The organism is Puia dinghuensis (assembly GCF_014642875.1).
Taxonomy (GTDB): Bacteria; Bacteroidota; Bacteroidia; order Chitinophagales; family Chitinophagaceae; genus Puia; species Puia dinghuensis.
The window spans coordinates 1,475,239-1,488,337 of the sequence record NZ_BMJC01000001.1 but is presented as its reverse complement, the minus strand read 5'-3'; the positions used below and the strand labels follow the sequence as shown (position 1 = coordinate 1,488,337).

Annotated in this window: 10 protein-coding genes, 1 tRNA gene and 1 pseudogene; 10 read left to right on the top strand and 2 right to left on the bottom strand. The window is 52.0% G+C overall.

Features of this window, described 5'->3' with window-relative positions:
- The first annotated feature begins 5 nt into the window (after nucleotides 1-5).
- From IEY39_RS05825 to IEY39_RS30195, 3 genes and pseudogenes are all read left to right on the top strand, one after another.
- Nucleotides 6-1,490 carry a P-loop NTPase family protein gene (locus tag IEY39_RS05825; RefSeq protein WP_188929400.1) on the top strand — a complete coding sequence of 495 codons (1,485 nt, stop codon included), beginning with the start codon at nucleotides 6-8 and terminating at the stop codon, nucleotides 1,488-1,490.
- A gap of 12 nt (nucleotides 1,491-1,502) precedes the next feature.
- On the top strand, nucleotides 1,503-1,736 hold the full coding sequence (locus tag IEY39_RS05820; protein WP_188929398.1) for a hypothetical protein: 234 nt from the start codon (nucleotides 1,503-1,505) through the stop codon (nucleotides 1,734-1,736).
- Nucleotides 1,733-2,512 (top strand): annotated as a pseudogene (locus tag IEY39_RS30195) (recombinase family protein); the annotation flags it as partial. The gene IEY39_RS05820 and the pseudogene IEY39_RS30195, both read left to right, overlap by 4 nt.
- A gap of 117 nt (nucleotides 2,513-2,629) precedes the next feature.
- On the opposite strand, the gene IEY39_RS05805 reads toward IEY39_RS30195, so the two are convergent.
- Nucleotides 2,630-3,148, bottom strand: a complete 519-nt coding sequence (locus IEY39_RS05805) for a hypothetical protein (RefSeq protein WP_188929396.1) — start codon at nucleotides 3,146-3,148, stop codon at nucleotides 2,630-2,632.
- Nucleotides 3,149-3,308: 160 nt separating this feature from the next.
- Nucleotides 3,309-3,395 (bottom strand) — tRNA-Ser (locus tag IEY39_RS05800).
- Nucleotides 3,396-3,550: 155 nt separating this feature from the next.
- Here IEY39_RS05800 and IEY39_RS05795 point away from each other — a divergent pair.
- From IEY39_RS05795 to IEY39_RS05765, 7 genes are all read left to right on the top strand, one after another.
- Nucleotides 3,551-4,915, top strand: a complete 1,365-nt coding sequence (locus IEY39_RS05795; protein WP_188929394.1) for a sigma-54-dependent transcriptional regulator — start codon at nucleotides 3,551-3,553, stop codon at nucleotides 4,913-4,915.
- 415 nt (nucleotides 4,916-5,330) lie between these two features.
- Nucleotides 5,331-5,411 (top strand): K(+)-transporting ATPase subunit F, encoded by an 81-nt coding sequence (gene kdpF / locus IEY39_RS05790; protein WP_188930382.1) that lies wholly within the window; start codon nucleotides 5,331-5,333, stop codon nucleotides 5,409-5,411.
- 17 nt (nucleotides 5,412-5,428) lie between these two features.
- Complete coding sequence (gene kdpA, locus IEY39_RS05785; protein ID WP_188929392.1) at nucleotides 5,429-7,144, top strand: potassium-transporting ATPase subunit KdpA; 1,716 nt, start codon at nucleotides 5,429-5,431, stop codon at nucleotides 7,142-7,144.
- A 31-nt stretch (nucleotides 7,145-7,175) separates the two neighbouring features.
- Entirely contained in the window at nucleotides 7,176-9,215 is a 2,040-nt protein-coding gene (gene kdpB, locus IEY39_RS05780) for a potassium-transporting ATPase subunit KdpB (protein WP_188929390.1), read from the top strand.
- 19 nt (nucleotides 9,216-9,234) lie between these two features.
- Nucleotides 9,235-9,819, top strand: a complete 585-nt coding sequence (locus IEY39_RS05775; protein WP_188929388.1) for a K(+)-transporting ATPase subunit C — start codon at nucleotides 9,235-9,237, stop codon at nucleotides 9,817-9,819.
- Nucleotides 9,820-9,829: 10 nt separating this feature from the next.
- On the top strand, nucleotides 9,830-10,978 hold the full coding sequence (locus tag IEY39_RS05770) for a sensor protein KdpD (protein WP_229688785.1): 1,149 nt from the start codon (nucleotides 9,830-9,832) through the stop codon (nucleotides 10,976-10,978).
- A 9-nt stretch (nucleotides 10,979-10,987) separates the two neighbouring features.
- Entirely contained in the window at nucleotides 10,988-12,685 is a 1,698-nt protein-coding gene (locus tag IEY39_RS05765) for a HAMP domain-containing sensor histidine kinase (protein ID WP_188929386.1), read from the top strand.
- Nucleotides 12,686-13,099 lie beyond the last annotated feature (414 nt).

Here is a 13,099-nt window from a genome sequence, read left to right as displayed (position 1 = left end):
CGGGTATGATCACCATTGACAATTATTTTAATGAGATAAGTCGTATTGATCTTTCCACCCTTCCGGAACCATTGCAAGAAGGTCATGCCTTTGTTCTTGAAGTCACAGGGAGTGGACAAAACTGGGAGGATTATCATGCAGAGGAAAGCGTGAAAGAAGTAATAGACAGCTATCTCGAAAAGCTCAACGCATTCCTGAGTATCCATAAAACGTCTCCGAAACCGCCTACAAAGGGGGAAAAGAAGAAAGAGAACAAAGGGGGCGAAAAACGAAACCCGAAAAGGGCCACCCCCGCAAAAGGACAGGAACCGCCCCGAGAGGCAGATCCCTTCAATAAAGAAGAGCCGACGACCTGGGTAGAACGGATACCGGAGGAATTACGGTTCATCCGCCGATTTGTGAATATGAATGGGAAGAGCAAGACAAAAGAGGAAATCCTTCGCTTCATCAACTCCTTACAGAAAGCCATCATCGAAAAACGGATTCGCAAATCTTCCAACTACGCGGAGCAAATCCGGTTTATCCAGGACAAGCTGATCGGGGTGTACAATACTATGAAAGCAACGATCAGGATCGAGCTGACATCGCAGACGCAGGCCGAACTAAAACATATAACCGGTGAACAGAAGGTCCGGCCTGCCATCAATTTTATGAAACGCTACATTGCGATCAGTGGGAAGCCTGGAATGAAGCAAAAGGCTACGAGCTTGCTGGAACAGATCGAACGGGCGACCCAAAAAGGAAAAGTCACCAAAGATGATCCCTATTACCAGGAGATGCACCAGATCGTTAATAACCTTCGGCGGTTTCGGGGAGATAAAAGTAGCAAGGTGTTGGTGGTGGAGAACAAAGAGCTTAACGGCCTTCAAGCGATTCTTAACGGTTGTAGTTGTGATGCACTGAACGGCCCAGGCGAAAACCCTGTACTGATGAATAGCATGGACTTCGCCCGCCGGAGGTTTGTAACCATCGGCTTGAAAGGGAAATGGTATGACTTGATAGGTGACCCTTCTCCCAATTTCACGGCAATGGTATTCGGCAAGCCTAAAATGGGCAAATCCTATCTCTGCATCGATTTCGCCGGATATTTAGCCCGGCACCACGGCAGGGTTTTATATGTGGCAAAGGAGGAAGGGCTGGATATGACTTTGCAAAAAAAGCTGGCCGATCAGCGGGTGGCTCATCCTAACCTGTTTGTATCCGCGGAACTGCCGGACACGCTGGACAGCTATGACTTCATTTTTTTGGATAGTGTCAACCGGTTGGGGCTACTTCCTGCCGATCTCAACCGATTAAAAGCAGCGCACCCTAACAAGTCTTTCATTTTCGTCTTCCAGACCACCAAGGATGGTAATTTCCGTGGGGCTAATTCATTCCAGCATGACGTAGATGTGGTGATTGAAATACCGGAGAAAGGAAAAGTGCTGCAATTTGGAAGGTTTAACCAAGGCGGTGAGATGCGAATATTTCCTTATAACCAAGCGGCGTAATTGCTGGACAATATGAAAAAGGCAAAGCTCCTTAACCCGGAAAGGAAACCGCTCTCCATTGAAAAGCTCCGGGAGCTTACCGGCTGGCATGACCTTTCGGACGAGCAGGCGGCAAATATCCTTATTTCCATTCGGCTGTTTGTCAAAATCTTGTATGAGGCAGCCAAGAAAAACGACTATTGTATTGATAATCAAATAGATGTATCTTTGAAAGACAATTCCGAACCATTAAACAACGCCGCATGAAAACAGAACTTAGCCCTTTTTCCAGCTTTGCAAAAATGCCCAGGAAAACCACCAGCTATGTGGAAACCAACTTCGTCATAACCTACTCCCGCGTGTCCACGAAGGAGCAACACGACAAGAACCTCAGTCTCGAAACACAAACCAAGGCGTTTGAGGAACATGCCCGAAGGACCGGCAAAACAATCGTCGCGAGTTTTGGCGGTACCTACGAAAGCGCGAAGACAGACGGGCGAAAGGAATTTCAGCGCATGCTGACCTTTATCAAAAAAAGCCACCGGAAGATCAGCCAGATTTGGGTATACATGACCGATCGCTTCAGCAGGACCGGGGGCGGGGCCATCAAACTGGCGGAGGAACTGCGGGAAAAGTATGGGGTGACCATCTACGCTATATGCCAGCCAACCGATACCAGGGACGAAAGTGGTATCTTCAATCAGAACCTACAATTCCTGTTCAGCCATTATGATAACCGGCTGCGTAGAAAAAGAGTGATCGATGGCATGAAGGCCAAATTTGAGCGAGGCGAATGGGTGGTGATGCCGCCGCAAGGTTACGACATCGTTTGGAAGAACTCAGAAAGGAAGATCGTCATCAATGCCGAAGGCAGGAAGATCAGAAAAGCCTTTCAATGGAAGGCGGAAGGCATGAAGAACGAAGAGATCATCGAGAGGCTCCAGGCATTGGGTATGCCCATGTATAAGCAGCAACTGACGAAGATTTTTAAGCGTCCGTTCTATTGCGGTATCCTGGCACATGGGCTGCTGGAAGGAAAGGTGGTGGAAGGCAAACACGAGCCGCTGGTCAGCAAAGAAATTTTTCTCCGGGTAAATAACATTCATCAACAATCCCCGAACTATGGTGTTCCGCACAAAAAAGAGCAGGATGAACTGCCCTTAAAGATATTCGTGAAATGCGGAGATTGCGGCCAACCCTTTACCGGCTATTTGATGAAAGCTCGCGGGCTGTACTATTACAAATGCCGGACCAACGGATGCAAGTGCAATAAGAGTGCAAAGCAGCTGCATGGCCTCTTTTCGCAGCAGTTGGAAAGTATCGCGGCGAAAGAAGAGGCGAAACAGGCCATTCAGTATGAATTGGAGAACTTCTATTACGATGTAAGCAAGGATAGCTTTGAGACTCAAACGACCCTCAAGGCGCGGTTGACGGAGATCACCCACAAGTTGGATACCTTGCAAGAATGTTTCTTCATCGAGAAGACGATGGACAGGGAAACCTTCGAGAAATTCAATGCCCGTTACCAGAAAGAGAAGGCCGAAACGGAGGAACAACTCGGGGAATGCTCCGTTACCATTTCGAACATTGAAGATTGCATCCGGGAGGCGGTTGATCTCGCCACAAAACTCAATACAGTATGGGCTTCCAGCGGGATCAAGCAAAAGGAAGCGCTTCAAAAGCTGATCTTTCCGCAAGGAATTGCCTATGATCGCAAAAACGGGGCATTTCGAACAGAAGAAATGAATTTCATTTTCGCTCTAATTGAAGCAAATTCAGGCGATTCGGAAGGAAATAAAAAAAGGACAAATGCTCTTGTGGAGCGTTTGTCCCTTTCAGCGGAGAGGGAGGGATTCGAACCCTCGGTACGGTTGCCCGCACAACGGTTTTCGAGACCGCCACAATCGACCGCTCTGCCACCTCTCCAAAGGGATTGACAATGCTCTCTAAAGGGATTGACAATGAGGACTGTCGGTCGGGGTGCAAAAATAGAGATTTTGGGGCAATTTTTTGTAATTATCACGGATTGACGGAAGGATTGGTGGAAATCCAATAGTTTTGCCCCTCAATCCCGCATGGAAATGTCAACAGGAACAACAGGAACAGTCCTGATCATCGACGACGAAGAAAAATTGCGTACCCTGCTGGCCAGGATCATCCGCCTGGAAGGGTTTACTGTCCTGGAAGCGGAAACGGTAAAAGGCGGGAATAAATTACTCGACAAAGAGGATATCGATGTGGTGCTGTGCGATGTAAAGCTGCCGGATAGCAACGGTGTCGACTTCGTCCGCGACCTGAAGGGGCGCTTTCCGACGACGGAGATCATCCTTTTGACGGCCTACGGGAATATTGCCGACGCGGTCACCGCCATGAAAAACGGCGCCTTCGACTATATCATCAAGGGCGACGATAACGATAAGATCATCCCCCTTCTCTCCCGGGCCATGGAGAAAGTGCAACTACAGAAACGGGTGGTCCAGCTCGAACAACAGATAGGAAAACAATATACTTTCGACGCCATCCTTGGCCATTCTCCACTTATAATTGAGGCCGTCGCACTTGCCAGACGCGTGGCGCCCACCGAGGCCACAGTGCTGCTGCTGGGCGAGACCGGTACGGGAAAAGAAGTCTTCGCACAGGCCATCCACCAAGCCAGCAAACGGACGAATAAGCCCTTTATCGCACTGAACTGCAGCGCCTTCAGCAAAGAACTCCTGGAAAGCGAACTCTTTGGCCACAAGGCAGGCGCCTTTACCAGCGCATCCAAAGACAAGAGAGGACTTATCGAAGAGGCTAACCTGGGAACCCTCTTCCTCGACGAGATCGGTGAAATGCACATCGACCTGCAGGCTAAACTGCTGCGGGTGCTGGAAACCAGCGAATTCATAAAGGTGGGCGACACCCGCCCTACACGCGTAAATGTCCGCATCATCGCCGCCACCAACCGCGAACTCGAGCAGGAGGTGAACGCCGGCAAATTTCGCGATGACCTTTACTACCGCCTCAACGTATTCACCATCTCACTGCCTTCCCTTCGCGACCGTAAAAAAGACATCCCCCTTATCGCCGAATTCTATCTCCGCCTCTTCTCCGGCAAAGGGAACAAACGCATCGACAGCATCAGCAAGGATTTTCTCGACCGCCTCCAGCAACACGAGTGGAAAGGGAATATCCGGGAACTCAGAAATATCATCGAACGGGCCGTCATCCTCTCCGACGGACCCCAGCTGACCGTCGACAATCTCCCCGCTGAATTCCAACTATCGGCCCTCCGGTCTACCGGCCCTCTCTCGGCCTTCGACCTGGCCAGTGTGGAAAAGCTACATATCCAACGTGTTCTGAACCATACCCGTGGCAACAAGACCGAGGCGGCCCGACTGCTCAACATCGGCCTGACGACGCTTTACCGTAAACTGGAAGAATACCAGATCAGCTTCCATGCATGAAAATGCCGAGAATGCCCTTTGGAAAAAATAGGGCATTCCCGGCAAATCGCTAATGTTGGTCCTTCGGACAAACCGCCTCCGGCGGTTTATAAAAGGCAAGACCCGGCCCTGACAAGGGCCTTCCATTTCGAAACGGTCCCTACCATAGTGATAGCCTTCCCGACCCTGTGACAGCCTCCCCGCCGGCCCCATGAAAGCGCTCAGGATCAGGATGGTGAACGATTATACGCGCAAAACGGCCTCTCTGCACGGCTTAGGCATTCCTTTTGGCATGTACCGGCGTCCGGTTGCGTAGAGACAACACAAATGCTAAAATAAACATTATGGTAATGACAATCCTCCTACTGCTGGCGGGACTGGCCTGCTTCCTGCTTTTCTTTAAATCCATCGACTTTTTCGATAAAATCTAAAACTTATGATCACGGCACTCTTCATTCTTTCGATAGCGGTATTCCTATACCTCCTCTATGTTCTGTTGAAACCAGAAAAATTCTAAACTCAAATTAGTAGCAAATGAGTCAAGAAATAGTAGGGGTAGCAGTGACTTTCCTGTTGACCCTGCTGCTGGCCTACCCGCTTGGACGCTATATCGCCAAGGTATTCAAAGGCGACCGTACCTGGCTCGACTTCATGGCCCCCCTGGAAAAGTTCATTTTCCGCATCTGCGGCATCGATGCGACAAAGAAAATGACCTGGAAAGAATTCCTAAAGGCGATGCTTACCATCAACCTGGTCTGGTTCGTTTACGCCTTCTTTATGTTCCTTTTCCAGGCCCATCTGCCGCTGAACCCCGACGGCAACCCCAACATGACGCCGGACCTGAGCTTCAATACGGCGATAAGTTTCATGGTGAACTGTAACCTGCAGGACTATTCCGGCGAGACCGGGGTTACCTATCTGACGCAACTATTTGTCATCACCTTCCTGCAGTTTGTCAGCGCGGCTACCGGCATCGCCTGTCTCATCGGTGTCTTCAACGCCATGAAGGAAAAGACCACGACCAACCTGGGCAATTTCTGGGCCATCCTGGTAAAGACCACCACCCGGCTCCTGCTGCCGATCTCCATCATCATCGCCGTGCTGCTGGCCTTCAACGGTGCCCCCACGAGCTATGCCGGCAAGGACACTATTACGACCTTGCAGGGTGACACCGTGCAGGTATCGCGCGGCCCTGCGGCCGGGATGATCGCCATCAAGCATCTTGGTACCAATGGCGGCGGCTGGTTTGGCCAGAACTCGGCCCATCCATTGGAAAACCCCAACTACTTCACCAACATGCTCGAAATGGTGGCGCAGGTATTGATCCCTCTGGCCATGATCTTTGCGCTTGGCTTTTACATCAGAAAGATGAAATTCGCCTGGGTCATCTTCGGGGTGATGACGGTCGGGATGCTGGCCCTGGTAATACCCACGATGATCACCGAGATACATGGTAATCCGCTGATCGCAAAAATGGGGGTGTCCCAGTTCAACGGTGCGACGGAAGGAAAGGAGGTGCGGTTTGGCGCTGCGGCCTCGGGTTACTGGAGTATTGTGACGACGATTATTTCTACCGGTTCGGTGAATTCAATGCACGACAGCTCGATGGCGCTCTCCGGCCTGATGCAACTTCTGGGAATGCTGGTGAACGCCTTTTACGGCGGTTGCGGCGTGGGCATACTCAATTATTATATCTATATCATCATCACGGTCTTTATTGCCGGATTGATGGTGGGCCGGACACCCGAATTCCTCGGTCATAAAGTAGAGGCCCGGGAGGTGAAGATCGCCGCGCTGGTGACCCTGCTGTCGGCCTTTCTCATCAAGGGAGGTACGGCGCTGGCCTGTTATTACTTCGTCCACCACCCCAATGCCGACTGGGCGACGAAACCGTCGGCCTGGCTGAATAACCCCGGATATCACGGTTTTTCGGAGATGCTATATCAATACACTTCTTCCAACGCCAACAACGGGAGCGCCTTTGCAGGCCTGAACTATAACAACCCCTTCTGGAATATCACGACAGGGTTTGCGATGATCCTCGGCAGGTTTCTGCCGATAATCGGTCCGGTAGCCATTGCGGGTATCCTGGCGGGTAAGAAATATGTACCTGAATCTGCCGGGACCTTGCGCGTAGACTCCCTCACCTTCGGGGTGACGACACTGGCGGTTATCATCATCATTACCGCGCTGTCCTATTTCCCGCCGCTGGCGCTTGGACCTATCGCGGAGTACCTGAGCATGCATTGATACGAATAAAAATGAAACGAATTACTATATTATGAAACGTAGAAGTTCGGCTTTGTTCCCGGCCCACCTTGTGGGAGCAGCCTTAAAGCAATCCTTTGTAAAGCTTAAACCCGGCGTTATGGCCAGGAACCCGGTGATGTTTACCGTCTATATCGGAACGATCATCATGCTGGCCGTGTGTATCTGGATAAAACTCGGCGCGACCTCGCAGGGCAGCCTGGCATATAACGTCGCGATCTTCCTCATCCTGTTCGTCACCCTGCTGTTTGCGAATTTTGCCGAAGCGATAGCCGAAGCGAGGGGCAAGGCCCAGGCAGACAGTCTGCGCAAGACCCGTGAGGATACTCCGGCCAAAAAGGTATTCCCGGTAGGGGAGATCTATACCGATGAAATAAAGATCGTTCCTTCCTCCCAACTGAGGAAGGGGGATGTGTTCGTATGCGAGGCGGGTGATATCATTCCCATGGACGGAGAGATCATCGAAGGGCTGGCCACGATCGACGAGAGCGCCATCACCGGGGAATCCGCACCCGTGATCAGGGAAGCGGGTGGAGACAAGTCCTCCGTCACCGGTGGAACCAAAGTGTTGAGCGACAAGATCAGGGTAAAGGTGACCACCGACCCCGGTGAAAGTTTTTTGGATAAGATGATCGCCCTCGTAGAAGGCGCCAGCCGGCAGAAGACTCCCAATGAGATAGCGCTTACAATCCTTCTGGCGAGTTTTACGCTGATCTTCCTCATCGTGTGCGTCACGCTGAAGCCTTTTGCGGACTATGCGAATACTCCTATAACTATTGCGGCCTTTGTCTCGCTGTATGTCTGCCTGATCCCAACGACGATCGGCGGGCTGCTCAGCGCCATCGGGATAGCGGGTATGGACCGGGCGCTGCGGGCCAACGTCATTACCAAGAGCGGCAAGGCGGTGGAAACGGCCGGTGACCTCGATACCCTGCTGCTGGACAAGACCGGAACCATAACCATTGGGAACCGCAAGGCCACCCATTTCTGGCCTGCCGAAGGGGTGGAAGAGAAAGCCTTTGTTGAAGCCTGTGTGCTGTCTTCACTGGCAGACGAGACACCGGAAGGCAAGTCTATTCTGGAGCTGGCGGGCGCCACCCCCAGCTCTTACACGCTGAATGGCGCCAAATTCATCGGATTTACCGCCGAGACCCGCACCAGCGGGGTCGATGTCGGCGGCGTAAGGATACGCAAAGGCGCGGTCGATGCGATTCGGACGATCGTCACCAAGGCCGGGAATACGATTCCCCTGGCGACGGACCAGAAGGTGAAGGAGATAGCTTCCAACGGGGGCACCCCCTTGGCTGTGAGCGAGGGGGGCAGGGCGATGGGTGTCATCGAGCTGCAGGATATCATAAAGCCTGGTATACAAGAACGGTTCCAGCGGTTGAGGAAGATGGGAGTAAAGACGGTGATGGTGACGGGGGATAACCCGCTTACGGCAAAATATATTGCTGAGAAGGCCGGGGTGGATGATTTTATCGCCGAGGCCAAGCCGGAGGACAAGATGAACTATATCAAGAAAGAGCAGCAGGGCGGGAAGCTGGTTGCCATGATGGGGGACGGTACCAACGACGCGCCGGCGCTTGCCCAGGCGGATGTCGGCGTAGCCATGAACAGTGGTACGCAGGCGGCCAAGGAAGCAGGTAATATGGTGGACCTCGACAATGATCCCACCAAACTGATAGAAATAGTGGAGATCGGCAAGCAGCTACTGATGACGAGAGGGACGCTGACTACCTTCTCGATAGCCAACGACGTGGCCAAGTATTTCGCTATCGTTCCGGCTCTTTTCATCGCCTCTATCCCTGCTTTGCGGGCGTTGAACATCATGGGTCTGAAGAGCCCCGAGAGCGCCATTCTCTCAGCCATTATTTTCAATGCGCTGATCATTCCCGCTCTTATTCCCCTTGCCTTGCGGGGTGTGGCGTACCGGCCGATAGGAGCGAGCGCCCTACTGAGAAGAAACCTGACCATCTATGGCCTTGGGGGGGTTATCGTGCCCTTTATCGGGATCAAACTGATCGATATGATACTGGCTTTGTTTATGTGACTTTTAAATTCAAACGAAAATGAAAAAATATATATTACCCGCCCTTAAGCTGACCCTTGTGCTGGTGGTGCTTTGCGCGGGGATCTATCCCTTGTTCATCGCTGCTGTTGGCAGGCTGGCGCCGGGCCAGGGCGGGGGAGAAAAGGTGGTGGTGAATGGCAAAGTGGTGGGTTATGCCAATATTGGCCAGAAGTTTACAGATGACAAGTATTTCTGGAGCCGGCCTTCGGCTGCCGGATATAATGCCGCCAACAGTGCGGGCAGCAACAAGGGGCCTTCGAATCCGGATTATCTTAAAGACGTACAGGCGCATATCGACACCTTCCTGGCGCATAATCCTGGCGTCGACAAAAAAGACATCCCGGCCGAACTGGTGACCTATTCCGGCAGCGGGCTGGACCCCAACCTGTCGCCTGCCGCGGCGCAGATACAGGTAGCACGGGTGGCGGCTGCCCGGCATATCTCACCGGACAAACTAAAAGCATTGGTTGACCGTTATACAGAAGGGCCTTTGTTGGGGCTGTTCGGGCCTTCCAAGGTGAATGTGCTGCGGCTGAACGTGGCGCTTGACGGGATGGCCGGAGGCAAGACGGCCGGACAATGAAAAAGATATTATGGACCAGGAACAAAATGGAACGATATTAGACAAAGACCAGAATGTACAGCATTTCCTGGAGCTGATCCGCCAGTCGCGGCGAGGCAAGTTCAAGATATACATCGGCATGAGCGCCGGGGTGGGCAAGACCTTCCGGATGCTGCAGGAGGCGCATACCCTCCTGCGCAGCGGCGTGGAGGTGATAATCGGCTATATCGAGACCCATGGAAGGACGGAAACCGAAGCCTTGCTACAGGGCCTGCCGGTGCTGCCACGGCGGAAGCTGTTCTATAAAGGCAAAGAGCTGGACGAGCTGGATGTGCAGGGGGTGATCAACCTGCATCCTGAAGTGGTGGTCATCGACGAGTTAGCCCATACCAATATTGAAGGCAGCAAGAATGAGAAACGCTGGCAGGATGTGATGGATATCCTGGATGCGGGGATCAACGTGATCAGCGCCGTCAACATCCAGCATATCGAAAGCCTCAATGAAGAGATCAAGAATATCACGGGGGTCGAGGTGGCCGAGCGGATACCGGACAGCGTGCTGGAAGAGGCGGATGAGGTGGTGAACATCGATCTTACCGCCGACGAACTGGTAACCCGGCTGAAGGAGGGCAGGATCTATACGGCCGATAAGATCAATATTGCGTTGCAGAACTTCTTCCAGCCGGAGAAGATATTGCAGCTGCGCGAGCTGGCGTTGAAAGAAGTGGCCAGCCAGGTGGAGCGAAAGATCGAGACGGAGCTGCCCCGGGGTTCGCATCCGCGCGCCGAGCGGTTTCTGGCCTGTATCAGCAGCAACCATGAAACAGCCAAAAAGGTGATCCGTAAGACGGCCAGACTGGCGAGCTATTATTGCAGCCGGTGGTGGCTGTTGTATGTCCAGACGCCAAAGGAGGATGGGGATAAGATCGGCCTGGCCGCGCAGCGCCACCTGATCAATAATTTTAAATTGGCAACCGAACTGGGGGCGGAAGTGATCAGGGTAAAACAAAGCAATATCGCCAAGGGGATCATGGAGACGGCCGAGAGCCGCGGCATCACCACGATCTGTATCGGGAAGCCTCATCTGAGTCTGTACAATGTGATCATGAGCACGGCGGTATTCAATCAATTGCTGACCAAATTGGCTGCTTCGGATATCGATGTAGTTATCCTTTCCTAATTTCGCTATATGAGTGTCAGATTAAAAACGAAATTGTCTCTGGGCCTGGTCTTTCTCTTTATCGTGATCGTCCTTTTTGGCGTCATGGGGCTGTATTATATCAACCGGCTCAGCGATGAAGGCAGGCAGGTGCTGCAGAACAATTACGAGTCGCTGGTTTACTGTAACCGGATGATGCAGGCGCTGGAAGTCCTGCATACGGACAAGAATGCGCTGGGCACTTTCCGCGAGAACCTTGCCAAACAGCAGGGCAATATCACGGAGGTCGGCGAAAGGGAGGCGACGGACGATCTGACGAAGAATTTTAACGAGATGCTGGCCGATCCCAAGGACTCCAGCAATTATGCGGACATCCGCCGCAGCATCAACAAGATACAGGAGCTTAACGAAATGGCCATCTTCCGCAAGAGCTCTGTTGCGCAAAAGACGGCCGACAGCGCGAAAGATATCCTGACTATCCTGTTTACGATACTGACCCTGGTGGCGTTTACCTTTATCTTCAATCTGCCGGGGATCATCTCAGACCCCATCCGAAGCCTTGCCGAGGGTATCCGCGCGATCGCGGCCAAAGACTATAAGAAGCGGATCTATCTGCGACAGGGCGATGAGTTCGGCGAACTGGCCGAGTCCTTCAATACGATGGCCCAGAAGCTGGATGAATACGAGAGCAGCAACCTGGCGCAGATAAAATTTGAAAAGAGCCGCATCGAGACGATCATCAACCAGATGCGGGATGGCATCATCGGCCTGGATGACAAAAGAAATATCCTTTTTCTCAATGCCGTCGCGGAGAAGCTCATCGGACTGAAAGAAGCCGATATCGCCGGGCTATATGCGCCGGATGTGGCCCTGACCAACGACCTTATGCGCACCTTATTACAGGACGATGCGGAGAAGAAGGACCTGAAGATCTATGCGGACAATAAAGAGAGCTATTTCAGCAAAGATGTGCTGAAGGTGACCAATAATGCGGAAGTGATCGGGCAGGTGATCGTACTGCGGAACATCACTCCTTTCCATGAGCTGAATGAGGCAAAGACGAATTTCATCGCCACGGTATCGCATGAGCTGAAGACACCGATCTCTTCCATCAAGATGAGTGCGCGGCTGCTGGGTGACCTCCGTGTAGGGGCCCTCAATAACGAGCAGCAGGAGTTGATCAGAAGCATCACAGATGATAGCGACCGGTTGTTGAAGATAACGGGCGAACTGCTCAACCTGTCGCAGGTGGAGACGGGGAAGATACAGTTGAAGTTGCAGCCGGCCAGCCCCGCGGATATCGTCGAGCAGGCCATCCAGGCCGTCAGCTTGCAGGCGCAGCAGAAGCATATCAATATCCAATCAAAGCTTGCCGACAATCTACCCACGATACAGGCGGACGTGGAAAAGACGTCCTGGGTGCTGATCAACTTTTTGACCAATGCCATCAAATACTCCCCTGAGGACTCAGGAGTCGAAGTATCTGCCTGTTGTACAAAGAATACCGTGGAGTTTATGGTCAAAGACCAGGGCAGAGGAATCGACGAAAAATATCTTCCGCGCATATTCGACCGGTATTTCAAGGTACCGGGCACCCACGAACGCAATGGGACGGGTTTAGGACTGTCCATCTCCAAGGAGTTTATCGAGGCCCAGGGAGGCCGCATCTGGGTGCATTCCCGGCTTGGCGAGGGCAGCCAGTTTGGGTTTACTTTTAGTGCTACCTGATATATGCTGGAAACGCCCCCGGCTCATGCGCGCATTCCCGGCACATATTTGGCAGAATCAGGCCGCAGACTGCAGTCCAAATGCTGCGGTGAAGCCGGGGTGAGTGGGTAAAATCGCCTGAAAATGAGGAAATTACCAATTAGTTAATTTTTGACGTATATTCATGTTAATTACTACAAAAGGAATAGGTGTTTACATTTATACCCATTTGTAGTTATTTAAAAATGACCAAAGAAGATTTTTGTATGGATTGGGAAAAAGAAGTACATTCATATTCTAATAGGATAAGGTTTAATGGTTATGGTATTTGATTAGTGCATCCCCGCTAACCGCGGGGATTTTTTGTTAACTACCGTGGTGAACCGGGTGGAATCCGGTTCGCGCAGAATGCGCCGACATAATAGGGATTGAGGC

What these genes read in the sequence shown, in the direction of transcription:
- IEY39_RS05825 (WP_188929400.1), top strand. Translation starts at nt 6, where the DNA reads ATGATCACCATTGACAATTATTTTAATGAGATAAGTCGTATTGATCTT.
- IEY39_RS05820 (WP_188929398.1), top strand. Translation starts at nt 1,503, where the DNA reads ATGAAAAAGGCAAAGCTCCTTAACCCGGAAAGGAAACCGCTCTCCATT.
- IEY39_RS05795 (WP_188929394.1), top strand. Translation starts at nt 3,551, where the DNA reads ATGTCAACAGGAACAACAGGAACAGTCCTGATCATCGACGACGAAGAA.
- kdpF (WP_188930382.1), top strand. Translation starts at nt 5,331, where the DNA reads ATGATCACGGCACTCTTCATTCTTTCGATAGCGGTATTCCTATACCTC.
- kdpA (WP_188929392.1), top strand. Translation starts at nt 5,429, where the DNA reads ATGAGTCAAGAAATAGTAGGGGTAGCAGTGACTTTCCTGTTGACCCTG.
- kdpB (WP_188929390.1), top strand. Translation starts at nt 7,176, where the DNA reads ATGAAACGTAGAAGTTCGGCTTTGTTCCCGGCCCACCTTGTGGGAGCA.
- IEY39_RS05775 (WP_188929388.1), top strand. Translation starts at nt 9,235, where the DNA reads ATGAAAAAATATATATTACCCGCCCTTAAGCTGACCCTTGTGCTGGTG.
- IEY39_RS05770 (WP_229688785.1), top strand. Translation starts at nt 9,830, where the DNA reads ATGGACCAGGAACAAAATGGAACGATATTAGACAAAGACCAGAATGTA.
- IEY39_RS05765 (WP_188929386.1), top strand. Translation starts at nt 10,988, where the DNA reads ATGAGTGTCAGATTAAAAACGAAATTGTCTCTGGGCCTGGTCTTTCTC.